Source organism: Pseudomonas sp. J380 (assembly GCF_009827115.1).
Lineage (GTDB): Bacteria > Pseudomonadota > Gammaproteobacteria > Pseudomonadales > Pseudomonadaceae > Aquipseudomonas > Aquipseudomonas paracarnis.
Window position 1 is genome coordinate 3,315,239 of record NZ_CP043060.1, and the last position, 24,162, is coordinate 3,339,400.

The window sequence follows — 24,162 nt, forward strand, 5'->3', positions numbered from 1 at the left end:
TGAACAAGGATGCCTTGAATGAGCCAACGCTACGCTCAATTGGCCTTGGCCTTGATGCTGCCGTGCCTGCCCCTGGGCATGGCGATGGGCGCATCGGGCAGCTGCAACGCCCTGGGCCAATTGCCCGCCGTGATCGAGGTAGGCGAAGGCTTGCAGACCGAGCTGCAGTCGCCGGTAGCGATTACGCGCCTGGCTATCGGCGACCCGAAAATTGCCGATGTGCGGGTCAACGGCGACCGCCATTTCCTGCTCACTGGCGTCGGCAGCGGCGCTACCAGCCTGATGGTGTGGACCGGCTGCTCGACCACGCCGCGCCAGAGCATGGTGTTCGTCAAGGGCAAGGCTACTTCGGCGCTGACCAGCCAATCGCTGTCGCCCTCCGAAGACCCGACGCTACCCAGCCAGGTGCAGACCGATATTCGCTTCGTCGAGGTCAGCCGCACCAAGCTCAAGGAAGCCAGCACCAAGATCCTGGGCATGGGTAAAAACTTCTTCCTCGGCAGCCCCGACTTGCTGTCCCCGTCAGAGGGCATTTTCAAATTGCCGGTGAGTGCCGACAACTTCAACATCGGGTTTGGCGGTGGCCGGGTCAAGGCACTGATCAACGCCCTGGAAAGCAGCGGCTTCGCCTATACCCTGGCGCGCCCGAGCCTGGTGGCCATGAGCGGCCAGAGCGCGACCTTCCTGGCCGGCGGCGAAGTGCCGATTCCGGTGCCCAGTGCCGGCAGCGACACCATCACCATCGAATACAAGGAGTTCGGTATTCGCCTGACCCTCACGCCCACGGTCATCGACCACAACCGCATCGCCCTGAAAGTCGCCCCGGAAGTCAGCGAGCTGGATTACAGCAACGCGATCCGAATCCAGAATATCCAGGTGCCGGCCCTGACCGTCCGGCGCACCGACACCAGTGTGTCACTGGCCGACGGTGAAAGCTTTGTGATCAGCGGCCTGATCAGCAGCACCAACCGCTCCACCATCGCCAAGCTCCCGGGCCTGGGCGATATCCCGATCCTTGGTGCGTTTTTCCGCGACTCCAATATCCAGAGCGAAGAAAAAGAACTGCTGATGATTGTCACGCCGCATCTGGTCCAGCCACTGGCTGCCAATGCGCAGTTGCCGTCGCTGCCCGGCGAAAAACTGCGCACCTATGACCCGAACTGGTTCCGCCTGTTCTTCCTGGAAAACGGCAACTTCGACCGTCGCAGTGGACTTTCCCAATGAGCGATAGCCTGAGCCAGACCTTCCTGGCAATCACCCGTAACAGCACCGACCTGGAATGGCTCCAGGGTGCCCTCGCCCCTCTTGGCCAAGTGATCAACGTGGGCGGCGGCAGCCTGGATGAATTGCTGGCACTGGTGGACGTGACCTTCGCCAACCTGGTGTTCGTGGGCCTGGACCGCGAGCACCTGGTAGCCCAGAGCGCCTTGATCGAAGGCGCCCTGGAAGCCAAGCCGATGTTGGCGGTGGTGGCCTTGGGCGACGGCATGGACAACCAGTTGGTACTCAACGCCATGCGTGCCGGTGCGCGGGATTTTGTCGCCTATGGTTCACGCTCCAGCGAAGTGGCCGGGCTGGTGCGGCGCCTGAGCAAGCGCTTGCCGCCCAGCGCGCCGAACGCCCATCTGGGCGGCCTCACCGTGCTCTACGGTGCCCAGGGCAATACCGATGGCGCCCTGCTGGCGAGCCACCTGGCGATGGTGGTGCAAAAGAGCGGCCAGCAGACGCTGATGCTCGACCTCGGCCTGCCCAGGGGCGACAGCCTGGCGCTGCTGGGCCTGGACAGCACCTTCAATTTCGGTGACGCCTTGCGCCACCTGCGACGCCTGGACGCCACCCTGATCAACAGCGCGTTCACCAGCACCGACGACGGCCTGCGGATCCTCGCCTACGCCGCCAGCGATGACCCGTTGGAAATGACCAGCGCCGCCGAGCTGTACATGCTGCTCAGCGCCTTGCGTCAGCACTTCCAGCACATCGTAGTCAACCTCACCGGGCAAGCGGACAGCGAAGCCCTGCGCACCTTTGTCAGCCACTGCGACAAGCTGTTGTGGTGCACCGACCAGTGCGTACTCGACTGTCGGCGTAACCTGGCGATGCTGAACCTGTGGCGCGAAAAAGGCATGAAGCTCGACCATGCCAAGCTGCTCGTCGATCGCTACGTCAAAGGCTGCGCCCCCGGCACCGAAGCCCTGGAAAAAAGCTTCGGCCTGGAGTGCATCGCCGTGCTGCCCCTGAGCCCCGAAGTGCGCCTGAACGCCAAGAACCAGGGGCAAAGCCTGTTCACCCTGGCCCCCCGCGAAGCGTTGACCCAAGCCCTGCGCCACCTGGGCGAGCGCCTGGCCAAACGCACCGAAGGACTGGATAAACCTTCGACGCGCTGGTTCGAACGCCTGCTGGGAGCGAGTCGATGAACGGCGAAAAACTCTTCGGCGCACCGGCCCGTGGAAGTGCCGCGCACAACGACCACGACGGCCTGAAACTGGTGCTGCATCGCTACATCATCGATGCCATCGAAGAGTCGGGCCAGAACCTGCTGGAAGGCTCGCGCCAATCCCTGGCGCAATTTGTCATCGACAAAGTGGCCGAATACATCACGCGCATGCACCTGGCGATTTCGCGCTATGAGATGGAGCGCCTGGCCGAGGAAATCGTCGATGAGCTGACCGGCTTCGGCCCGCTGGAAGTACTGCTGCGCGATGTGTCGATCACCGAGATCCTGGTCAACGGCCCGCACAGGGTGTTTATCGAGCGTGACGGAGTACTCCACCAGAGCGACCTGCGCTTTATCGACGCGCACCATGTAGAACGCGTGATGCAGCGCATTCTCGCGCCCCTTGGAAGGCGCCTGGATGAGTCGTCGCCGATGGTCGATGCGCGCTTGCCGGATGGCAGCCGGGTCAATGCGATCATCCCGCCGATTGCCCTGGACGGCCCGTGCCTGTCGATCCGTAAATTTCGCAAGGACATGCTCAAGAGCAGCGACCTGGTGGCGATGCAAACCATCGACCACAACATCTTCGAGTTCTTCCAGGAGGCGGTGGGCAAGCGCTGCAATATCCTGATCAGTGGCGGCACCGGCACCGGCAAGACCACGCTGCTCAATATCCTCAGCCAATTGATCAACCCCCACGAACGCCTGGTCACCATCGAAGACGTCGCCGAGCTGCAACTGGGCCACCCCCACGTGGTGCGCCTGGAAACCCGTCCGCCCAATGCCGAGGGGCATGGCGAGGTCAAGGCCAGCGACCTGATTCGCAACGCCCTGCGGATGCGCCCGGACCGCATCATCCTTGGCGAGATCCGTGGCGTCGAAGTGCTCGACGTGATGACGGCCATGAACACCGGCCATGACGGTTCCATGAGCACCGTGCACGCCAACAATGCCCAGGACGCGTTGCTGCGCCTGGAAACCCTGGTGGGCCTGACCGGCCGGGTGGTGGCGGAGAAAACCCTGCGGCAGATGATCTGTGCCGCACTGGATGTGGTGGTGCAACTGACGCGCCTGCCCGATGGGCGCCGTTGCGTCAGCGAGGTGGTGGAAGTGGTGGGGGTGCGCGACGACGTGTATGTCACCAACACCCTGTTCCGCCTCGACCGCCGTACCGGTTTCGGCTTTCTGCGCGAAGCGCTCAACCCGGCCGGCGACAAGTTGCGGCGCGAATCGGCATTGCCGTTGTAGAGAGGGCTCATGACCGGACTTGTCTTGCTGCTCATTTGCATCCTGCTGATCAGCCTGTCCGTCTGGCTGTTCCAGCGAGGGTTGCGCCAGGCCGGCACCGACCGGGTGCTGGAGCGGCTCAGCGACGGCCAGCCGGTGCCCCAGGAGCCGAACGGCAGCTGGGTCGCGCTGGAGCGCATGTTCCAGCGCGCCGGCCTGGGCAAGCCCACCGACCGCCTGGGTTTGTGGCTGAGCGGCTGGGCGCTGGGCATGTTGCTGGGCTATCTGCTGGCCGGCGGGCTGGGACTGTTGGCCATGCTGATCCTGCCGCCGCTGCTGCTGCGGGTGTATATCGCCTGGCGCTACCAACGGCGAGTGCAGCGCATGGTCGAACAATTACCGCAGCTGCTGGACCACAGCGTGCGCAGCCTCAAGTCTGGGCGCACCCTGGCGGACGCTGTGCTGGGCGCGATCGACAGCACCGAAGCGCCGCTCAAGCAGGCCATGAGCCGCATCCAGCGCAACGTGCAAATGGGCGTGAGCCTGCCGGAGTCGGTCAGCGACTTTGCCGAGTTTTACGAGCGCGATGAATTCCGCCTGTTTGCTCTTGGCCTGAAGGTCAACCACCGCTACGGCGGCAACGCCAGCGAGCTGCTGGAAAACCTGATCAAGATGATCCGCGAGCGCGAACAGGGTGCGCGCCAACTCAAGGCCATGACTGGCGAAACGCGCATGACCGCCTATGTGCTGGCGGGTTTGCCTATCGTCATGGTCGGCTACTTCCTGATGGTCAACCCGGGCTACCTGATGAGCATGTGGAATGACGGAACCGGGCGCCACCTGCTGCTGGCCGCGGTGGCGCTCGACATCACGGGCACCTTCGTCATGTGGCGCATGTTGCGGAGTATTTGAGATGGCCATCCTGATTTGCATCCTGTTGTCGCTCGCCGCCGTCGCCTTGATCGTCGGCAACCTGCTAGAGCAAAGGCGCCGACAACGCCTGGTCAGCCAACGCCTGCAAGGCCAACTGACCCGCGAGGACAAACTCGGCAGCCTGATGCGCCAGTTGGGCGCCAGCACCGTGGCCCAGCGCTCGGTCAGCCTGGACAACGAAACCCAGACCCTGCTCAACCGAGTCGGTTGGCGTAAAGCCAACCAGCGCTCCATGTTTGCCGCTTTCCAGATCGGCGTGCCCATCGTGTTGCTGGGCTTGACCCTGCTCGGCCAACAGCTGCTGTTTCCCCATGCCGGCTCACCCTGGATTGCCCCGGCGATTGCCCTAGGCATCGGTTACTTGCTGCCCAAACGCATCCTCGCCCTCAGTGCGAAATACCGCCAGGAGCGTATCGCTCGGGAAATCTCCACCTTCATTCCGTTACTGCGCATCCTGTTCGAATCCGGCATGGCAGTTGAGCAATCGCTGCGGGTGTTGAGCACCGAAGCCCAGCGCTTGCTGCCAGACCTGACCCATGAACTGCGCCTGATCCTGGCAAGGGTCGACTCGGGCCTGGAACTGTCCGAAGAGCTGGGCAAGACCGCACGCCTGTTGGCCGTGGATGAGTTCACCGACACCTGCATCATCCTTCAGCAGTTGATCCACCAGGGCGGCGGCGCGATGAAATCCTTGCTGGCCCTCAAGCAGTTGCTTGACGACCGCCGCCTGACCCGCCTGCAGGAATACATCTCGAAGATGTCAGCGAAGATGTCCGTGGTGATGATGGTGTTCCTGTTTCCCGCCTTGCTGATCGTGCTGGGGGGGCCGGCCATGATCGCCATCTCCCGAGCCTTGAATAACTTTTGAGGAGCCTGCCATGAAACCACTGATCGTCGCCTTGAGCCTGCTGATGCTGGGCGGCTGTGCCAGCAACGGCCAGGTTCCGTGGGCCGGGTTGCTGGCGCCGGGCAGTTGCCCCAAGCCCAGCTCGGACCAGGAGCTGTCGCTGAACCTGGCCGATGACATGGCCAACGAAGGCAAGCTGCACGCCAGCCTTGCCAACCTGCAGAACCTGCCCAGCGCCCTGCCCCAGGTTCGTCAGCGCCAGGCCCGTGCCTATCGCTTGCTAGGCCGTCCCGACGCCGAGCCGTTGTACCGCAGCCTGCTGGGCACCTGCCTGGCCGCCGACGGTGAGCACGGCCTGGGGCAACTGGCGTCGGCCAAGGGCGACAACGGCCAGGCCATGGCTCACCTGCAACGCGCAGCACGGCTGGCGCCCACCGACGAAAAAATCCGCAACGACCTCGGCGTGGTGTACCTCGATCAACGGCGCCTTGAAGACGCGCGCTTTGAATTCATGACCGCCATCGAACTCAAGCAGAGCGATCAATTAGCGGCGGTCAACCTGGTGACCTTGCTGATCTATCAGGACAACTGGGAGCAAGCCGCGAAAGTGGTCGGCCAACTCGGGTTGAGCCCTGATCAGGTGACCCGAGCCCAGGCACGGGCGCAACACCTCAAGGACGCTGGCACGGCACCGCAGCGTCCAGTCAAAGATCAGGTAGCGGCGGTCAGCGATACGCTGCCGGCCTCTGTGAAATAAGGAGTCGATGATGAAATTCCAATACCTCGCCGGCCTTGCATGCCTGGCCCTGCCCCTCCTCGCTTCGGCCATCGAAGCGGGGCCGTCTTCACCCCGGCAGGCCGAAACGGAAAACTGGATGGCACTGCAACTGAGCGGGCGCGCAGCCTCGGCCAACCCCCAGAAAACCACGCCGGCAGAACGCGAACAGGCGCTCAAGCGCTGGCTGGACAGCAACAAGCACCCGATTCCGGAGTTCTTTGATCAGAAAATAGGCGGCACTGCGCAAAGTGGAAGCAAGTAAAGCTACTGTGGCGAGCAAGCTTGCTTGCGCTGGGGAGCGAAGCGCCCCCAAGAAAAGCCGACTCCAGCTGCGCTGTCGAGCGGGAGCAAGCTCCCTCGCCACAGAAAGATGGCTCCTGCAAGGTTTGCTTGGGCCTTTAGTGCGCAGTCACCCGCTGGCGCATCGCCGAGTTGCTCGGTGACAACGCCAGCGCCAACTGCGTGCGGTTGTGCATATGGGTCAGGCGCAGCACCTGGGACACGTACAGCTTCACCGTGTTCTCGGTAATCCCCAATTCACAGGCAATCTGATAGTTGGTCTGGCCCTTGCCCACCAGGCGAGCCACATCCAGCTGGCGCGGTGACAGCTGATTGAAAATCGCCGGGATCTCCAACGGCCCGGCTTCATCGGCCGATGGGTCCCCATCATGGTCCTGGAGCGTCGGGTTGCGACGCACTTTGTCCAAGTCCATATACAAGTCATTGATCGATTCGGACAGGTACTGCAACTTCTGGTTGAGCGTGCCCAGCTGCAGGTCTTTTTGCCGTTCCTCCAACGCCGCTTCCTGGCGCTTGAGGCCTTCGAGCAATTCATCGAGGTTGATCGGCTTCTGGTAGTAATCGGCGATGCCCGCACGCAGGGCTTTGATCACATCCTGTTTGTCGGCACGACCGGTGAGCATGATCGCTTCGAACGCACGATGTTTGCCGGCGATCCGTTGCAGCGCCTGGACCAGTTCGATGCCGTCCATGTCCGGCATGTGCAGGTCACACAGCACTAAACCAATCTGAAGGTCTTCGCCAAAACGCTGGACCGCTTGCTGGCTGGACTCGCACGGGACACAACGGTACCCGCTGCTTTCAAGAAATTCACAGAGTTCCTCCACTATCAATGGTTGATCGTCGACAACGAGCACTTTTACTGCAGACGTAAGCTTGTTCACGCGCTACTCCATGCCTGGCAAGCCAAATGATGACCTATCCTTTCTGACGAAAACTCCTACACAACTACTCATTAAACGTAGACGTACTTTCCGACTATGTACATAGCATTAATCAACTCGTGCGACTGATGGATCCAAAACCAGCTGCCGGCAAAACCTGTCAAAACGAAGGGCGCAAAGGGCTGTTTTGTTGACGCTTGCCCTGCCCGCTCAACGCGATTTGAGCTAAGCCATTGATGCATAAGTGTCCAGGCCACCATGACGATGCCGGCACCGATCAACGCCCCCAACAGGTAGTCGATATTGGAGGCCAGCCCCAAGGCGGCTAGCAACTTCACATCCCCCGCGCCAAAGCGGCCCAACGCATAGCCCGGCAAGGTCAGTACCAGTGCCAAAGCCAAGGCCAGGCCGCCCTCGCTGCGGGGTGCGCCCAGCCAGGTCGACCCCGCCCACAGCAGGTAGATCAACGCCAGCAGGCCTACGCCCAGGGTCAGCGTATTGGAAATTTGGCGCTGGCGAATATCCTGCACAGCACATACGCCCAACCACAGCACAATCACTAGCGTCTGGATCACGTAAAAAACATCCCTTTTGGCTGAATGATTCTATGCTGATATCAAGTACTCGACTCAGGGTAGACGCAGTCATGAAATCGAGCCTCCCGAGAAAGCAAAAAGGCGCTGCGGCGATCGAGTTTGCCTTGGTCTTCGTGATTTTCTTTGCAGTGTTCTACGGCATGCTCAGCTACAGCTTGCCGCTGCTGTTGATGCAGTCATTTCACCAAGCGGCAGCCGAAGGGGTACGCCGCAGTGTGTCCCTGGACCCCAGCACCGCAGGCTATTCGGCCCTGGTGGTGCAACGCGCCAAGGATGCCGCCCAGGCCCAATTGAACTGGATCCCCGGCTCATTGAAATTCTTGCCCGGCTATATCACCGCCACCTACACCAATAATTTGCTGACAGTGAAGATCACCTACCCCTCGGCCAATATCAAAGCGGTCTTGCCGGCCCTGGTATTGCCCGGGGTGGGCACCGTACCCAACCTGCCCACCAACCTCACTGCTACCTCGAGCCTTCAGTTTTGACGACGGGGGATAAATTGTTCGCACGCCTGCGCGGGCGCACCAGCGCCCTGGCCTTGGACGCGCCAGCAGCACCCGCGTCGGGCCTGCAAGTGCAACTGGACAACCTGGGTGGGGTGCTGAACATCTCGGGCACCTTGAAGCCTTTACTTGCCCAGCATCTTGCCAACGCGCCCAACCCCCCCTTGCAGACCTTGCTGTGTGCCGACAGCGCGCGGAGTGTCGAGGGCACGCCGCAGGAGTGGCAACGACACGGCCTGGACCTCGACTTCCAGGGCGCTGCTGGCCAGGTCCTGCATACCCGCGGCTGGATCGAGCCGGAGGGCGACGGCTGGGCCCTGCACCTGCTGGACATCACTGACCTGCTGGCCGACCGAGTACGGGTGCAGCAACGCGAACAGAACCACCAACTCGCCGCCCTGATGAGCGAACAGCTGCGCGTGTGCAGCCCCAACCGCCTGCCCGAGGTGTTCAGCGAACACCTGCGCAGCGTGGCCCAGCGTTGGCGCATCCCCTGCGTCGCCATGGCACTGCTCGACGAAGATGATCAAGGCTGGCGCATCTACAGTCACTACGCCGCTCACGACGCCCCGGCCTTGTGGCAGACCGGGCAACACCTGGGCACCAGCCTGGACAGCATCAACGGCAACACACCACTTAGCCTGGACATTGCCCAGGGGCGCAGCGACAACCCGCGCCTGCACAGTGTATTTGGCAATGCCGACGGCTTCCTGGTGCCGTACCGCGACAGCCATGGCGCCGCCGCGTGGCTGCTGTGTGGCTTCTATAACGGCCAGGCACACCACACCGGCGAGCGTGACTGGCTGAACCTGTGCGCAGCACTCGCCGCGCCGCTGCTGGGCCGTCTGCGCGCACAGCGTCACCACCAGCAACTGGAACGGGTAGAAGCCCTGCAAGGCCTGCTCGGCACTGGCTGGTGGGAACTGTTGCCCGCTACCCAGGAAATCCAACTGGCGCCACAATTGCTGCGCAACCTGAGCCTGGACGACGGCCCCACCCGCCAACCCCTCGGTACCTGGCTCGAGCTCATCCACCCCGCCGACCGTCAGGCCCTCGACAGCCGCCTGCAAGACCTGCAAGCCCTGGGCAAGCCACTGCTGACCAACGTGCGCCTGCAACGCACCGAGTCCGAGCAGTCGCCCCTGTGGTACCGCATACAAGGCCAAGTGCTGGGAGCCGGCAATGAACGGCGCTGGGTCGGCTTCATGCTCGACATCAGCGACATTCAGAACCAGCAACTGCAAGCCGCCGCCGCCCATGCGCGCCTGGACAACCTGATCGCCAGCTCACCGGCCGTCATCTATGTGCAGCGCTACGTCAACGGCGCGCTGCACCCAGCGTTTTTCAGCGCCAGCCTGTTGCCGCTGCTGGGCTGGACCTTGGCCGATTGCAACCACGACACCCTGGCGGCGCTGATCCACCCCGACGACCGAGAACACTACTTCGAACGCACCCGCCAGCTGCTGCGCGAAGGCAACGTGCGCAGCCGCTACCGCCTGCGCGACAAGCAAGGCAACTACCACTGGCTGCTCGACGAAGCCAAGCTTTTGCGCGACGACCTCGGCTTGCCGGTGGAAGCCGTGGGCCTTTGGCTGGACGTCACAGAGGCGACCCTGGCCGCCGAGCAGGTGCGCCAAAGTGAAGAGCGCTACCGCATCCTGGTGGAAGACTCGCCAGCGATGATCTGTCGCTACCGTCCCGACCTGATCCTCACCTTCGGCAACACGCCGCTGGCCAATTACCTGGAATCCCGGCCCGACCAATTGCCAGGCATCGACTTGGGCCAGTGGCTGTCGGATGAACAGCGCGCCGCCTTTATGCAACGCATTCAGCAACTGACCCCGGAATTCCCGGTGAGCACCGCGGAAATCAGCCTGCAACTGCCGGGGCGCGAACATGCCTGGTGGGTGTGGTCGGACCGTGGCGTCTTCGATGAACAAGGCGCTCTGATCGAAGTGCAGGCCGTGGGCCGCGACAACACCGAAGTACGCCGCTCCCAGCAGCAACTGACCCAAAGCGCGAAAATGGCCACCCTCGGCGAAATGGCCACCGGCCTGGCCCATGAGATCAACCAGCCGCTGAACGTGATGCACATGGCCATCACCAATGTGCTCAAGCGCCTGGGCAATGGCGATGTGCAAATCGACTACCTCACGGAAAAACTGCAGCGTATCGACGCCCAGGTGCAACGCGCGGCACGGGTGGTCGACCATATGCGCGTGTTCGGCCGCCGCTCGGAAATCGAGCAGCAACCGTTCGACCCCGCGCAGGCGCTGGAGGGCACCCTGTCCCTGCTCAGCGAAGGCCTGCGCGGCAAAGGTGTAGACGTGCGCATCAGCCCTGCGGACTTCTCGGTGCAGGTCAAAGGCTATGTCGACCAGCTGGAACAGGTGCTGATCAACCTGATGGTCAATGCCCGCGACGCATTACTCAGCCGGCGAGAAAAAGACCCCGCCCTGCGCCCCTGGATTGCCCTGCACAGCGAGCACGACAGCCGCCATGTGCGTATCTGGGTCGAAGACAACGCCGGCGGGATCGACCCGCGCCTGTTGGAGCGGATTTTCGAACCGTTCTTTACCACCAAGCCGATAGGCGTCGGCACCGGATTGGGGCTCTCGGTGAGCTATGGGATTGTGGAAAACATGGGTGGGCGCCTGAGCGTCACCAACGGCGAGGCCGGCGCGAAATTCTGCGTCGAGTTACCCATCGCGCAAAACTCAATCAGCTAACCACGATGCGAAGCGAGCCGCTCTTGCTCTTGCTCTTGCTCTTGCTCTTGCTCTTGCTCTTGCTCTTGCTCTTGCTCTGCTTTTGATCTTAGGCGCCCCGTCAAACCACGCTGGCCGGAATTCGACAGGGATTTGGGGGGTAAACCGGCAGGGATGCCGGTTTAGCCGCCCCGCGCCATGGATGGCGCGTGGCGGCGGCCCCCCAAATCACTGGCGGATTGCGGGCACACCGAGCCTAGGCGAGGTGCCGAGTGGTGGGGCAAGAGCCTTTTGCTTACTTTTGGGCTCTTTTCAAAAGTGAGCCGCTGTAAAAGCGGAACCCTAAGTGGCCGTTACCGCAGGAATGGATATGTACACGTTCCAACTGTGTTGACTGCCAGGCCGCCTTCGCGAGCAAGCCCGCTCCCACAGTTGGATCGCGGGGGGTCAGGTAGATAGGCGTCGGCTGGCAGGCCGCCATCGCAGGCACGCCAGCTCCCACATTTGGAACTCGGGGAGTCAGCTAAATCACCAGATAAGCCCGGCCCATATGGCAAGAGAGATTGGCACCGACTTCGGCATTGCCCAGGTTGATGCCCAAGGCGCTGAGCAAGGTGTTGACGACAGGGTCGAGAATCGGTGACAGCACATTCTGGATCAGCCCCACCACCGCCGTGGTAATGGTCGCCAACAGCCCGGCAACCCCAGCCAACGCGCCACTGGAGACACTGCCGCTGGGCGGTGCGTAAGTCACCTGCAAGCCATTAAGGGTCGCCGCCAGGCTGCCGACGATATTGGCGGTGCCCGGCGCGAACTTGTAGGTGGGCGGCGCATTCATCTCGGCCACCGGCGCAAACACCATCGTGCTGGTTTGCGCGGCAATGGTGGAGTTGGCTTTCAACAGCAAACCACCCCCCACATTGGGTGTACGGTTGGGGCTGCACAGCAGCGTCAGGACCACACAGTAGCGCTGGCCAAAATCGATCAGCCTGACCGGCTGCACATCGACTGCTGCGGAGGAAGAAAAAGCCGCCACCGGATCCACTGTACCGACCGCCAGGGTCGCCAGGGACGTAGTGGCTTTCACCGTCAAGGATTTGGAGGCCGGCGAGTCGCAATTGAAATCCGTGACATTGGTTTGCGCACTGCCGGCTTCGATGTAAATGGCCAGCGATGTGGTGACATCGACGTCAGCCACATTACAGGCCACCAGGCACAACACACCGCCAACCACCGCCGGCAGGTTGAGGTTCAACAAGCCCTTGACCACCTGGGACACCGGCGTGCCCAGGCCCGTCAATATGGACGCCACGCCAGAGACCGCCTTGATGATCGGCGCCTGCACGGTCACCAACGTGCGCACTTGCGCGGTGCGTACAAAAATCTGATCGGTCGGCGGGGTATTCTGCAAGCCCTTCTTGGCCAGCATAGGATTGCCAATGGCCGACAGCTGCGGCGGTTCGATGACCTTGGTCTGGATCGACACATTGCCCACCAGCGGAATCGCGACCTGCGCCGCCGCACTCACCGCATTCTTGCTGCTGGACAACTGCGCCACCGCTTCCAACAGTTGAAACAATTGCACGTTGCTATTCAGCGCCGCCGTCGGCGTGCCGGTGGCGATGTCAATCAGGTCACCCACGGTCAACAGCTTGCTGTTGGGCGCAATGGCTTGAATCGAAATCACGTCATTGACGACCGCTGTGACCGCCGCACCGTTTTTCTGCAAAACCTTCACAGCAGCGTCGATCAGTTGAGTAGCCGAGACTGCGGTACTGAGCAAGGCATCGTAGTCACCGGCCTTCACGTTCAGGTTAATCGCCAGTTGGTCCAAATAACTGAGCAGGTTGACGTTGGTCTGCAGCAAGCCGTTCCAACCCGCCGCCGTGAGCGAAAGGTTGCCGCCGAGCAGGTTGCCGATGACCAGGTTGAGCAGCGGGGATTTGCCTGAATCGACGCTGGCCAGGCTGCTGCGGATCGACAGCTGCGCCACGGGCGGTGGTGTCGCCGCGACGGCGGTGGCGCTCAAGTTGATTTGCGGGGTAATCGGCGCACCACTGAACAGGTTCCACAGCCCATTGGCAACGCTGGTCATCACAGTGCGGGAAGCCACCACGCGGATAGCGTCGCTCTTGGTGGCATCAGCGGTAAACACACGGGTGTTCAGAGCATTGGTCGCCAGGGTGCCGCATGTCACCGCCAGGGTGCTGCCATTACCGACCACAAAACCGTTGCGCGCCGCATTTTGCGTGGCATAGGCGTTTGCGGTGGTGTTGGTACCGCATTGGCCACCGAGACTGGCTGCCTCCAACGCCGAGGTATCGGCGACGGATTGCAGCTTGCGCTTTTCCAAATACAAGCGCCCGCTGTCGACCGCCAGCAACGTAAACACCAAGGCCAAGGCCAAAGTGCCTGCCGCCATCAAGCCAATTGCACCACGCTGTCTGGAGCCGAATCGGGGAGACATCGAAGCACTCCTGCGCTAACTCTCCGTTGCACTGGAGTGTAGACAAGGCTTCGGCAGGTTGCTGGCAACTCGCCACATTGGCGACTGGCGGAGATGCCCTGATACGCCCTGATACTGTAGGAGCGAGCTTGCTCGCGAAAAACCTACAGACGCCGCGTTGATTCAGGAAGTACGCGTTATCGTTGACGTTTTTCGCGAGCAAGCTCGCTCCTACAGTGAGCGATCAGCGCGGGGGGTAGTTGGAAAGGATCTTGGTCACGGTGCTGCGGATGGCTTTGTTGCGTTCCTCGGGGTTCGGCGTGCTGGCCATCATCTGTTCGTCGCTGCCGCGCCACACCAGCTTGCCGTCCTTGCCGTCGAGCAGGTCGATCTGGATGGTCGCGACCTTGTAGGTGATATTGCGGGTTTCGTTGTACATCGGCGCGCCCCAGTAACCATTCCACGGGCCGCCCCAGGCACCGCCATAGTTGGTGGTGACTTGCTGCTGGCGGTCTTCGACGATCAGGTAGGCCTGTACATTCAGGTCAGCCTTGGTGCCCGCCGCCGCAGGACGCAAACCGCGCTGATCCAGCTGTTCGCCCACGGCCTGGCGGATGCGTTGCTCGGTGAGGTCGCTCTTGATCCTCGGGTCATCGGGACGGTACTGCAACGCTGGGTCTTTCCAGGCCCAATTGCGGTAGGCGCCGAAGTCTCGGCTGGCGTCGAAATCGTGGTTGACCTGGTTGCTCTGGCAACCGCCCAGCAACATGACAACAGCAAGCGCAGCGATGCGACGAAGCATGGTGTTCTCCAAAAACAACGTGGGCATGTAATGAGAATAGCTGCTAACTGGGCGGATAGGCAGCCATTGCCTTCTGCATCGCCTTGCGCAAGCTATCGGCGCGTTCGCTCAGGCTGCCCTGGCTAGTGGTTTCGGCACTGGTGCTCCACACCGGCTGGCGGGTGCGCGCATCGAACAGGCTGATACGCGCCACGGCCACTGTCACTTCATAGGTGCGCACCACGGGCACGCTGTTGTACATGCCGTAACCGTTGCCATAGCGGTTATAGCCGCCGTAGCCGTAACCATAATCGTCCTGGACCTGGCGCAGGCGTTTTTCCAGGCGTACATCGGCGCTCACAAGCAGGTCGGGCGCACGCTTGTCATGCAAGGGGCGCAAGCCGCGCTGATCGAGGGCGCCGCTGACCGCCTCGGCAATCTGTGCCGAATCGGCCCAGGCCGTGCCCGCCGGCAACTGACCGTTGAGCCAACCCCAGCTGCGGTAGGCGCCATAGTCGCGCACCGGCGCGGGGTAGGCGCTGGCATCAAAGGTAGTGGCCGCCTGGGCGGGCGCCGGCGGCATCGGTGCCGAACTGGCCACGTAAGGATTGGGGCTCGAGCAGGCCCCAAGGCCTAGAGACAACAGGATTAAACCGAGACGACGCATGTCGACCTCCCACGCTGGGCCGCTTAAACCGGGCGGCAGATCCAGTGCAAATATCGCCCAAGCCCGGCAAAGCTTGGGTGACGACGGTGAGCGAGCTCCATCTCCAACAAGTCCTGCAGGTTGGCGCGAGCCTGGAATTCCACCGGCATATAGTCGTGGAACACCCGCACGCCACTTTGGCTTTCGACCTGCCACAGCCCTTCGAGTTGCGCCGCCAACTCCCGTGGGTCCAGGGGTTGTTGCGGCGTCAGGCTCTGCTTTTCGCCGGCCATGTCGTTCTTGCGCATTTTGCGGAAGTGGCCTTTGAGCAGATTGCGGTAGATCAACGCATCACGGTTGTAGAACGCCAGGGACAACCAGCCACCCGGCAGCGTCAGTTGGTGCAGTACCGGCAGGATGGCGTGGGGCTCGGCCAACCACTCCAGCACGGCATGACACAGCACCAGATCGTAAGGCTCGGTGAGTTGGCCGAGCAAGTCCTGCCACGGTGCATGAATAAAGGTCGCGGTCTGGCCGGCGTCAACAAAGCGCTGACGCGCCCCTTCAAGCATCGGCGCCGCGGGTTCGGCCAGGGTTACCTCGTGGCCCTGCTCGGCCAGCCACAGCGACATGTGCCCAAGGCCTGCACCGATATCCAGCACGCGCAATGGGCGTTGCGGCAAGGTTTCTAACAGGTCGGCCTGGAGCACCGCCAAGCGAATCGCGCCCTTGGCACCGCCGTAGATTTTTTCGGCAAAGCGCGTGGCCAACTGGTCGAAATGACGATCACTCATGGGCAAACCGCCGTTCGCTATCGGCCAGCTTGGCGCGCACCACTTCGTTCATATCCAGCCCCAGCTCACTGCACAGCAACAGCAGGTACAGGACAATATCGCCGACCTCCTGGCCCGCATGGGCGAGTTTATCGGCGGGCAGTTGGCGGGATTGGTCTTCGGTGAGCCATTGGAAGATTTCCACCAGCTCGGCCATTTCCACGCTGGCAGCCATGGCCAGGTTTTTCGGGCTGTGGAACTGCTTCCAGTCGTTGGTATCGCGGATGCGGTGCAGGCGTTCGGTGAGGTGTTCGAGGTTCATGCGGGGGCTCCTGAATGGGTATAGCTTACCCCATGACGGGACGCGGAGCGTCCCAGGCGGCGTTCCCACGCAGAGCGTGGGAACGATCAGCGATCAGTCGACAACGCTGAACTCGAGCCTGGCGGTTTGGCCGGCTTCATCCAATACGCTGAGCTGATAGCGCCCCAGCCGTTCAAAACTGGCGTTGATGCTGTCCTGATTGGCGCTGTCCCCCAACGGCGCGCCATTGAGGAACCACCAACGCCGGCCACTGCCGCCCAGGGCGGAGATGTTCAGGCGCAAGGCTTGCTGACTGGCGGCGGGCAAACGTAATTGATCGCCCTCGCGCACGCCCACGATGGACAACGGCGACGCCGCAGCCAGCGCCGGTGGAGGGCAATCCGGGTCAGGCGCAGGAATGCGCGCTTCCCGGCGTTCAATCCTTGGCAACCAGGGCTCCAGCGGCGCCGGCCACAGCGCGATGTTTTTGGGGGTTGCGCCAGGGCAATGGGCATCGACCCTCAAACCCTTGGGGTTAACCCAGATGCTTTCCATCAAGCCCACGCTCAAGGGTTGATCCAATGCCTGCAAGGTCGGCGGCGTGGTGTTGTCCAGGGTCCAGGCAAAACGCTGGCGGCGGCAATTGGGGTCGCTGCGGCTCATGGGCTGGCCCAGCGGCCAACAAATCGCTGCCACGCCGATATTGGCAGGCACCGATTTGACTGGCGCACTGATGCCGCGCTGGCTGTCGCGGTTGGTCAGCACGTCATGCACCTGCAACATCAATGGTGCTGCCGACGCCAGGCCGAACTGCCCCGGTACCGGCGTGCCATCGGGCCGGCCGATCCATACGCCAATCAGGTAACGCGGGCCCACGCCAATCGCCCAGGCATCGCGAAAGCCATAACTGGTGCCGGTTTTCCATGCCAGCACCGGCCGTTGGACCAGCTCGGCACGCGGGTCGCGGTCGGGCCGCGCTTGGCCGCTGAGGATGCGCCGCACAATCCATGCGGCGCCGGGCGACAGCAACGGCCGCTCCCTGAGCGTATCGTCCGGCTGTAACCGCAGGCTGGCGCTCTTGCCATCGCGGGCCAGGGCGCTGTAACCACTCACCAGATCTTCCAGACGACTGCCCGCACCGCCGAGGATCAGCGCCAGGTTCGGCTCGGCCAATGCCGGCAACGCCAACGGCATGCCACCGATGCGCATCTGTGCGGCAAAGCGCTTGGGCCCGTAGGCTTCCAGCAGTTGCACCGCAGGCAGGTTCAACGAACTGGACAACGCGGTGCTCGCCGGCACCGCGCCAGTAAAACCCATGGAAAAGTTGCCTGGACGGTAATCGCCATAGCGCCGAGGCACGTCCTGCAACAGCGATTCGGAGTGAATCAGGCCGTCATCCAACGCCATCCCGTAGAGAAAAGGCTTCAAGGTGGAACCGGGCGAACGCAGCGCGCTGATCATGTCCACATGGCCAAAGCGCTTGGTGTCATTGATATCCACCGACCCCAGGTAGGCGCGCACCGCCATGCTTTCTTCTTCCACCACCAGGATGGCCGCGGAGGTGTGCTCCGGCAGGCGTGCGCGCCAGCCCAACAGCAGGTCTTCGAGACGGCGTTGCAAGGTGGCATCCAGCGTGGTGCGAATCAGTGGCGGGCTGTCGGGGCGATTCAGGCGACGTGCGAGCAAGGGCGCCAGGCTCGGTTCCAGGCGTGGGGCGAGCAACAGGGGTTCTTCCAAGGCTTCATCCACCGCCGATTGCGGCCATACCTGAAACTCGGCCAGGCGGCGCAGCACTTTGTCCCGGGCCTGCTGCGCGCGCTGCGGATGACGGTCCGGGCGCAAACGGCTCGGCGCCTGGGGCAATACCGCGAGCAACGCGGCTTCGGCGTGAGTCAGTTGTGAAGGCGACTTGCCCAGGTACGCCCAACTCGCCGCCGCCACGCCCTGCAGCGTGCCGCCGAAAGGCGCACGGTTCAGGTATAGGTTGAGGATTTCGTCCTTGGACAGGTGCCACTCCAACTGCGCGGTACGCCACAGCTGGCGTAACTTGCCGTGCAGGGTGCGTGAGTGCGGGTCGAGCAGGCGCGCCACTTGCATCGACAAGGTACTGCCGCCGGAGACCACCCGCGCGCCGCTCAGGTTTTGCCAGGTCGCACGCACCAGCGCCAACGGGTTTACGCCGGGGTGGTGGTAGAACCAGCGGTCTTCATAGGTGAGCAGCGCGTCGAGGTAATAGGGTGAGACTTCGCGGGTTTGTACCGGGTAGCGCCATACGCCATTGGCATCGGCAAATCGCCACAGCGGCGTGCCATCTTCGGCCAGCACTACCCGGGCCAGGTCGTCCTGGGGCAGGGGCAAAGGCCAGATGCGATCGGCCAGCCATAGCAGGGCAACCACCAACACCACACAACCCAAAGCCCAGCGCAATAACTGTGGGAGCGGGCTTGCTCGCAAAAGCGGTGGGTCAGTTGGCAGAGATGTCACAGGCACGCCGCCTTCGCGAGCAAGCCCGCTCCCACATTGGGCGGAGTACATCCAGGTGTGATTAAACTAAAACTCAAACGGGCAAACCTCTATGCTTGCAGGGAACTCGCCTGCGTTATCGACAACCAAAGGCACAGTTACGCCCACCTTCTCATCAGGACACGCACATGCAGGTAGAAAGCTTTTTCGAATGGTTGGGCCAGGCGCTCGGTTCCGTCATCCGTTTTATCGTCGACGGGCTCAGCGGTTTGTTCGGGGCCTTGACCCACGCCGGCGGCAACTTTATCGACGGCCTGTCACGCACCTTGGGCATGGACACCTCGATCATCAGCATCATCACTCTGATCGTCGGGTTGCTCTTCCTGTACTCGGCGGTACGCGCCTTTATGCGGGCCTCGATTATCGTGGGAATCATCTGGCTGATGCTGGGGCTTTGGTTGCTGAGCTGGGTCGTACACTGATATTTCGATCCTCTCCTGTAGGAGCGAGCTTGCTCGCGAAAAACTCACAGACGCCGCGTTGATTCAGGAAGCACGCGTTATCGTTGACGTTTTTCGCGAGCAAGCTCGCTCCTACAGTGTCTTTCAGCGGCCCTTGATCACCATATCCACCGGCGTCTCGCCCACCGCCTGCCAGTTCGGCCGATACATCGACTCTACCTGCGGCGGCGGCACGCGGTAGGTTCCCGGTGTCACCGCACGCGCCAGGTACAACAAGTGCGTGGTGCCATAGCCATCCAGATTCATCGCCGCCACATAGCGATCATCCCTGAACTCCTGGTGCTTGAGCGAGGCATTCTGCATCGACTCGCGCCACTCCTTGACCTGGCTACTGGCGTTCTCCAGGCTCGCTGCGCTTTGTGCCAGGTTCTGGTTTTCCAGTTCCAGGCCGGCGGGCAGCAAGTCCACCACCAGGGCATCCGGCACCCGTTGCTTGGCACTGACGGCCAGGTGCACCAGCACCAGGTCACCGCTGTTGAGGCTGCGCAGATTCAACGGCTGGCCATTCATGCCCAGGTATTCGCGGCGAATACTCAGGTTCTCGCCACCCGGGGCAGGCGGCACTTGTGGGTAACCCGAGATTGTCAGTTGCTGGTAGACCGGCACACCGCTTTGATTGGTCAGGCTCAAATTGCCGGAAAGCAGCTTGCCTTCCAGGTTGAGCGTCGACTGTTGGTTGTTCAGCTCATGCTCCCCGTCGCTGCCATCCAAGAGCACCTTCCACGCCGATTCTGGCTGGGCGAAACCCAGCCGCCCGGCCAGGAACAGCGAGTTGCGCTCCTGGGTCGACAGATAGGGGCTGGCCGCCAACTGGTCCGACAAGGTAAACAGGCGCTCTTCACGCGTGCCCTTGGCCAAGTCATTTTCCTCCAGCAACGCCAGAATCATCGCCTGATCGCGCAACGGGCTGCCGTAGTCGGCCAGCCACTCCTTGGCACTGCGCTGCGCCGCCAACCCGGCCAACAACGCCTGATCCGCACGCGGCTGGTCACCCATTTTCTGCAGGGCAATGGCCAACTGCACCAGCGGCAAGCCGGAGCGTGCGTCGCTGCGCCGTTCGAACAGACTGCGCAACGCACCCAACGGCGCCTGCTGACTGCGCGCCAGCACCATACCGGCGTAGGCCTGTACGGCAAACCGGGTGTGTTCGGCGTTGTCGCTGTAGTCCACCTCGATCAGGTTACGTTCCTGCACATACCGCAACAGGCGCTCGCTGGCCTTCTTCAAGGCTTCAGGCGGTACTGCAAAACCCTGGTCGCGGGCGCGCAGCAGGAAGTCGGTGACATACGCAGTCAGCCAATATTCTTCCTCGCCATCAGCGCCCCACAAACCGAAGCTGCCGTTGTAGCGCTGCATGCCCAGCAGGCGCTCGATGCCCAACTCGATCTTGCGCTTGCGCTCGGCATCCGGCTCGCCCTTGATGCTCAGGCGCTTGAGCAGCGCGTCGTCGGCGTACAGCGACGGGTACAAGCCACTGGCGGTTTGTTCCAGGCAGCCATAGGGGTACGCCTTGAGCGCACTGATCTGCGCGCCCAGGTTCAACGGCGGCCGGCTCGACAGGCTCAACAGCGCCTCACGCCCCGAGGCATCGAACTGATCCAGCGCACCCGCCGGCAAGCTCCACGGCTGATCCTTGATCACGGCGCGGTAATGCTTGAGCAAGGCCGGGTACGCCGGGCGTACGCCCAGGGTCCACTCACGGCTGAACGGCGGCAGGTTTTCCCCCGGCAGGTCCAGGCCATTGACCGTAACCTTGACCCTGCCCTGACCGAAACCGCCCCAGGCTTTTACCGGAATGCGCAGGGTGGTGCGCTGGCCTTGCTTGAGTTCAACCGATTGCGTGTCGCTGTTGACCAGTTCCAACGGCCCTTGCGTCGTTAATTGCACATCGAGTTTCTGCGCCTTGCCCGACAGGTTTGAGAGGTCCAGGGCCAGGGTGGTCTGGTCGCCCCCGGCCAGGAAGCGCGGCGCCGACAACTCGGCAATCAGCGGGGCGGCGATCACCGTCTTGCCTTCGGCCATGCCGTAGCGATCATCGCTCCAGGCTTGGGCCATCAGGCGCAGTTCGCCGTTGAAGTCGGGGATATTGACGCTGACTTCGCCCTCGCCTTTGTCGTTCAGCGTCACCGGGGCGCTTTGCAGGGCGACGATGGTTACGCTGGTGTCCGGGCGTTTGCCGCCTTTGGCCAACGCCGCGTCGCCACCAAATGCCAGGCTGGCCAGGCGCCCTTGGCCGGCTTCAATCAACTGGCCGTAGATGTCGAATTGGTCGACGCCATAGGCTTTGCGGCCAAACAGGCTGGCGTACGGATCGGGCGTTGGGAATTCGGTGATATTGAGGATGCCCACGTCCACCGCCGCGAGCAGTACGTGCACCTGTTGGGGCACGCTGCCATCGGCGTTCCTGGCGGCGATCTTCACCGTCAGCGGTTGTTTGGGGCGCATTTTTTCAGGTGCAGTGAGGGTCAGGCCGAGTTTGCGCTGGGTGCGATCCAGCGGCAGGTGCAGCAAGCCCACGGCGCGTTTAGGCGTGATATTGGCTTTGCGCTCGCCGGGACGAATCACCAGGGCGCTCACATACAGATCGTGGCGCGACCATTTCGGGTCGAGCTTCACCGCAAAGCTTTTGCCTTCGGCCGGCACGTCGATTTCCTGCCACCACAGCGGGCCTTCGGCAGACTCCACCAACAGGTAGCCTTTACCGGCAGCCGGTGGCGTGACGGTGACATTGGCGGTGTCGCCATCGCCATAGGCGGGTTTGTCCAACGCCAGCTTGACCTGGTCGGGGCGCACGGCGCCGCCTTCGGTGTTGTCCTGGGCCTGGTAGCCGGCCCAGAAACGCAGGCTGCTGACCAACCCGGTGTGCGGGTCTTCAACCTCCACACGGTAAGGGCCCCACTCCACCTGGAAACTGACCTTGGCGGTGTCACCCGCCTTGATGTTCAGGCTCTGCTCATCGAGGTTGAGGAATTTCTCGTTGAAGTGGTAGCTCCAGCCGTCATTCTCCGAGTAGTTCCAGTAGTAGTCGCGGCGCTCACGCACCAGGCGCACCTTGAGGTCTTGCGCGGCCAGTTTCTGACCGTCCTGGTTGGCCACCAGCACTTCGAATTCCACCGGGCCATCGCCGTTGGTTTCCTTGCCGTCAAACAGGCCACGCAGGCCCGGCAATTGCTCGGCCGGCCAGATAGGCTGCACCAGGCGCCGGGTGATCGGCCGACCGCCGGACTCCTGCAGGCTGGCTTGCACAATCAGTTGCAACGGCGACTTGGCCTCGGCCCACTTGCTTTCCAGGGTCAGCGCTTGCTCGCCATTGGCGTCGAGTACGCTTTCGTCCAGTTCGAAATCCTGGCTCAGCTCTTCTTCAGTGACGGAACCGAACTGGTAGCCCGGCAGGGATTTGACCGCCTCACGCAGTGGCCGCACGTACACCTGGCCACTGACGCGGTTACCGGAGGCGGGCGCGCCGTAGAGGTAACGACCGTTGACCTGGATGACCGGGTTATCCGCCGGGCTCAACGCCGTGTCACTGCCCTTGAGTTCCAGCGCCAGGCGTTCGGGCAGGAAGTCTTCGACGAGAAATTCATAGAGTTGCGGCTTGCCGTCACCGAGGTCGAACACCAACTGCCAGCGCCCGGTCGGCGCCTCGCCAGCCAGCTGCAACGGGTATTGATACAGGCCCGACGCGTCGGCCTCCCACACGAACTTGCGGCTCACCTGTTCATCCGGGCGCCGCACTTCGACGCTCACCGGCTGAGGCTTCACCGCCTTGCCATCCTTGTCACGCAACAGCGCGTTGAGCAGCACGGTTTCGCCGGGGCGATACAAATCACGCGGGCCGAACACAAAGAACTGCAACGGGTGGGACGGTTGCCCGCCGATATCGAACTCCGCCAAATCCAGCGCGGCGCTGTCCAGGCGCAGCAGGCTGGTTTGCTCGCCCTGCTTGGCCAGTAACACCTGGGCTTTTTTCGGCAGCGGCAACTCGGCGTGGCCAACGTCTTCGGTCTTGCCCTGGCCGAGCACGCGGCCTTCGGCATCGAGGATTTCCAGTTCGACGCCGTTGAGTGCCTTGCCGCCTTCCAGGGCCTGGGTAAACACATCCAGGCGATTGGCGTAGCGGTGCACCGACAGGCCGATATCACTCAAGGTGAACAGGGTGGCCGGTTGCGAATAGTTGTAGGTGCCCGAAGCGCGCATCACCGCGAGGTACACGCCCGGCTGCTGCAACTGCTTGAGGCCGGCAATCGGTAGCAACAGGGTTTCGCGGGTATTGCGCGCCGGGTTCAGGTCGAAACGCCCGCCGTACACCAGTTCGGCCATTGGCAGCAGTTCACGGGACTCATAGCTTTGCAGGCTGGTATTACGCCCCCACTGCGCCAGGAACGACGGCAGGGATTCGGGTTTGATCCGAAAGAATTCCACGTCGATCTTGTCGACATTCAACGCGATCACCGGCAGGCCCTCGGCCAGGCGCGTCGGCAACAGGGTGCCACGGCTGGCGAAGCCGACGGTGGCTTGCAGGTCGCGGGTTTCCAGGCGGGCGCTGTATTCGGCGGCGAGGGTGTTGCCGTTGACCGCCTTCACCCCTGCGTCCACGGTCAGCACCAGTTTGCGCTGCGGTTCAAGGTGGCGCAGGCGCAATTCCATCAGGTTATCGGACAGTTCCCAGGCGCCATCGACCTTGCCGGACTTGCTGTCTACCAGGTGCAGCTTGTCGGCGAATTTCTGATCGGGGTCCAGCGGAATGGAAAAACTCACCGACAGCGTGCTGGCCCCATCCAACTGCACCTCGGACACATCCACCACGCTCAGCTCACGCCCGGCATAGCGTTGCTTCAACACTGCCACGTCCACCGCCGCTTTCACCGGCTTCGGCGCTGCCGCCACGGTGGGCGCAGGCGGTGCAGCGGGTTTATCGGAAGAATCGCAAGCGCTCAGCAGGGCCAGCGCGCAGGCCAGGAACAGTCCTTTGTTAAGCATGGGGCACTCATAGTCAGAGGGAACCGAGGGGTGAACTA

Annotated in this window: 19 protein-coding genes; 10 read left to right on the forward strand and 9 right to left on the reverse strand. The window is 62.5% G+C overall.

Features of this window, described 5'->3' with window-relative positions; genetic code table 11:
• Positions 1-18 precede the first annotated feature (18 nt).
• The 7 genes from FXO12_RS15145 to FXO12_RS15175 are packed head-to-tail and all read left to right on the forward strand — an operon-like array spanning position 19 to position 6,481.
• Positions 19-1,224, forward strand: a complete 1,206-nt coding sequence (locus FXO12_RS15145; RefSeq protein ID WP_034125888.1) for a type II and III secretion system protein family protein — start codon at positions 19-21, stop codon at positions 1,222-1,224.
• Positions 1,221-2,414 (forward strand): pilus assembly protein, encoded by a 1,194-nt coding sequence (locus FXO12_RS15150; protein WP_034125887.1) that lies wholly within the window; start codon positions 1,221-1,223, stop codon positions 2,412-2,414. Before FXO12_RS15145 ends, FXO12_RS15150 begins: the two co-directional genes overlap by 4 nt.
• Positions 2,411-3,682: a CpaF family protein gene (locus FXO12_RS15155; protein WP_054896410.1), complete on the forward strand. Its 1,272-nt coding sequence runs from the start codon at positions 2,411-2,413 to the stop codon at positions 3,680-3,682. The genes FXO12_RS15150 and FXO12_RS15155 overlap by 4 nt, the downstream gene beginning before the upstream one ends.
• Before the next feature lie 9 nt (positions 3,683-3,691).
• Positions 3,692-4,573, forward strand: a complete 882-nt coding sequence (locus FXO12_RS15160; protein ID WP_034125885.1) for a type II secretion system F family protein — start codon at positions 3,692-3,694, stop codon at positions 4,571-4,573.
• A gap of 1 nt (position 4,574) precedes the next feature.
• Complete coding sequence (locus tag FXO12_RS15165; protein WP_054896408.1) at positions 4,575-5,462, forward strand: type II secretion system F family protein; 888 nt, start codon at positions 4,575-4,577, stop codon at positions 5,460-5,462.
• Between the two features lie 10 nt (positions 5,463-5,472).
• The gene (locus tag FXO12_RS15170) at positions 5,473-6,198 is read left to right on the forward strand and encodes a tetratricopeptide repeat protein (protein ID WP_034125883.1); all 726 of its coding nucleotides are present in this window, start codon (positions 5,473-5,475) and stop codon (positions 6,196-6,198) included.
• 10 nt (positions 6,199-6,208) lie between these two features.
• Positions 6,209-6,481, forward strand: a complete 273-nt coding sequence (locus FXO12_RS15175) for a DUF3613 domain-containing protein (RefSeq protein ID WP_034125882.1) — start codon at positions 6,209-6,211, stop codon at positions 6,479-6,481.
• Positions 6,482-6,617: 136 nt separating this feature from the next.
• Here FXO12_RS15175 and FXO12_RS15180 read toward each other — a convergent pair whose 3' ends face one another.
• Both FXO12_RS15180 and FXO12_RS15185 read right to left on the reverse strand, forming a co-directional pair.
• Positions 6,618-7,403 (reverse strand): response regulator transcription factor, encoded by a 786-nt coding sequence (locus tag FXO12_RS15180; protein ID WP_034125881.1) that lies wholly within the window; start codon positions 7,401-7,403, stop codon positions 6,618-6,620.
• A gap of 71 nt (positions 7,404-7,474) precedes the next feature.
• The gene (locus FXO12_RS15185; protein WP_054896406.1) at positions 7,475-7,978 is read right to left on the reverse strand and encodes a prepilin peptidase; all 504 of its coding nucleotides are present in this window, start codon (positions 7,976-7,978) and stop codon (positions 7,475-7,477) included.
• Between the two features lie 71 nt (positions 7,979-8,049).
• Between FXO12_RS15185 and FXO12_RS15190 the strand changes: the two genes are divergently transcribed.
• Together FXO12_RS15190 and FXO12_RS15195 are read left to right on the forward strand one after the other, a co-directional pair.
• Entirely contained in the window at positions 8,050-8,487 is a 438-nt protein-coding gene (locus tag FXO12_RS15190; protein WP_003188217.1) for a TadE/TadG family type IV pilus assembly protein, read from the forward strand.
• The gene (locus FXO12_RS15195; RefSeq protein WP_160049711.1) at positions 8,484-11,234 is read left to right on the forward strand and encodes a PAS domain-containing sensor histidine kinase; all 2,751 of its coding nucleotides are present in this window, start codon (positions 8,484-8,486) and stop codon (positions 11,232-11,234) included. Before FXO12_RS15190 ends, FXO12_RS15195 begins: the two co-directional genes overlap by 4 nt.
• 502 nt (positions 11,235-11,736) lie before the next feature.
• On the opposite strand, the gene FXO12_RS15200 is transcribed toward FXO12_RS15195, so the two are convergent.
• The 6 genes from FXO12_RS15200 to pbpC form a co-directional block, all read right to left on the reverse strand.
• On the reverse strand, positions 11,737-13,680 hold the full coding sequence (locus tag FXO12_RS15200; RefSeq protein WP_057977749.1) for a pilus assembly protein TadG-related protein: 1,944 nt from the start codon (positions 13,678-13,680) through the stop codon (positions 11,737-11,739).
• A 223-nt stretch (positions 13,681-13,903) separates the two neighbouring features.
• Positions 13,904-14,461, reverse strand: coding sequence for a DUF4136 domain-containing protein (locus tag FXO12_RS15205; RefSeq protein WP_034126431.1), 558 nt, complete (start codon positions 14,459-14,461; stop codon positions 13,904-13,906).
• A gap of 43 nt (positions 14,462-14,504) precedes the next feature.
• Complete coding sequence (locus FXO12_RS15210) at positions 14,505-15,107, reverse strand: DUF4136 domain-containing protein (protein WP_003188213.1); 603 nt, start codon at positions 15,105-15,107, stop codon at positions 14,505-14,507.
• 23 nt (positions 15,108-15,130) lie between these two features.
• A complete protein-coding gene (locus FXO12_RS15215) occupies positions 15,131-15,880 on the reverse strand; it encodes a methyltransferase domain-containing protein (RefSeq protein ID WP_057977750.1) in 750 nt (249 codons plus the stop codon).
• The gene (locus FXO12_RS15220; protein WP_003188211.1) at positions 15,873-16,181 is read right to left on the reverse strand and encodes a MazG-like family protein; all 309 of its coding nucleotides are present in this window, start codon (positions 16,179-16,181) and stop codon (positions 15,873-15,875) included. The genes FXO12_RS15215 and FXO12_RS15220 overlap by 8 nt, the downstream gene beginning before the upstream one ends.
• Before the next feature lie 93 nt (positions 16,182-16,274).
• Positions 16,275-18,566 carry a peptidoglycan glycosyltransferase PbpC gene (pbpC, locus tag FXO12_RS15225; protein WP_057977785.1) on the reverse strand — a complete coding sequence of 764 codons (2,292 nt, stop codon included), beginning with the start codon at positions 18,564-18,566 and terminating at the stop codon, positions 16,275-16,277.
• 245 nt (positions 18,567-18,811) lie between these two features.
• On the opposite strand from pbpC, the gene FXO12_RS15230 reads away from it, so the two are divergent.
• Positions 18,812-19,105, forward strand: coding sequence for a hypothetical protein (locus FXO12_RS15230; protein ID WP_003188208.1), 294 nt, complete (start codon positions 18,812-18,814; stop codon positions 19,103-19,105).
• 123 nt (positions 19,106-19,228) lie between these two features.
• Here FXO12_RS15230 and FXO12_RS15235 read toward each other — a convergent pair whose 3' ends face one another.
• Positions 19,229-24,124 (reverse strand): alpha-2-macroglobulin, encoded by a 4,896-nt coding sequence (locus FXO12_RS15235; RefSeq protein WP_060772856.1) that lies wholly within the window; start codon positions 24,122-24,124, stop codon positions 19,229-19,231.
• Positions 24,125-24,162: the final 38 nt, after the last annotated feature.

Coding starts and splice junctions, on each gene's coding strand:
- FXO12_RS15145 (WP_034125888.1), top strand. CDS start 19: ATGAGCCAACGCTACGCTCAATTGGCCTTGGCCTTGATGCTGCCGTGC.
- FXO12_RS15150 (WP_034125887.1), top strand. CDS start 1,221: ATGAGCGATAGCCTGAGCCAGACCTTCCTGGCAATCACCCGTAACAGC.
- FXO12_RS15155 (WP_054896410.1), top strand. CDS start 2,411: ATGAACGGCGAAAAACTCTTCGGCGCACCGGCCCGTGGAAGTGCCGCG.
- FXO12_RS15160 (WP_034125885.1), top strand. CDS start 3,692: ATGACCGGACTTGTCTTGCTGCTCATTTGCATCCTGCTGATCAGCCTG.
- FXO12_RS15165 (WP_054896408.1), top strand. CDS start 4,575: ATGGCCATCCTGATTTGCATCCTGTTGTCGCTCGCCGCCGTCGCCTTG.
- FXO12_RS15170 (WP_034125883.1), top strand. CDS start 5,473: ATGAAACCACTGATCGTCGCCTTGAGCCTGCTGATGCTGGGCGGCTGT.
- FXO12_RS15175 (WP_034125882.1), top strand. CDS start 6,209: ATGAAATTCCAATACCTCGCCGGCCTTGCATGCCTGGCCCTGCCCCTC.
- FXO12_RS15190 (WP_003188217.1), top strand. CDS start 8,050: ATGAAATCGAGCCTCCCGAGAAAGCAAAAAGGCGCTGCGGCGATCGAG.
- FXO12_RS15200 (WP_057977749.1), bottom strand. CDS start 13,680: ATGTCTCCCCGATTCGGCTCCAGACAGCGTGGTGCAATTGGCTTGATG.
- FXO12_RS15205 (WP_034126431.1), bottom strand. CDS start 14,461: ATGCTTCGTCGCATCGCTGCGCTTGCTGTTGTCATGTTGCTGGGCGGT.
- FXO12_RS15210 (WP_003188213.1), bottom strand. CDS start 15,107: ATGCGTCGTCTCGGTTTAATCCTGTTGTCTCTAGGCCTTGGGGCCTGC.
- FXO12_RS15215 (WP_057977750.1), bottom strand. CDS start 15,880: ATGAGTGATCGTCATTTCGACCAGTTGGCCACGCGCTTTGCCGAAAAA.
- FXO12_RS15220 (WP_003188211.1), bottom strand. CDS start 16,181: ATGAACCTCGAACACCTCACCGAACGCCTGCACCGCATCCGCGATACC.
- FXO12_RS15230 (WP_003188208.1), top strand. CDS start 18,812: ATGCAGGTAGAAAGCTTTTTCGAATGGTTGGGCCAGGCGCTCGGTTCC.
- FXO12_RS15235 (WP_060772856.1), bottom strand. CDS start 24,124: ATGCTTAACAAAGGACTGTTCCTGGCCTGCGCGCTGGCCCTGCTGAGC.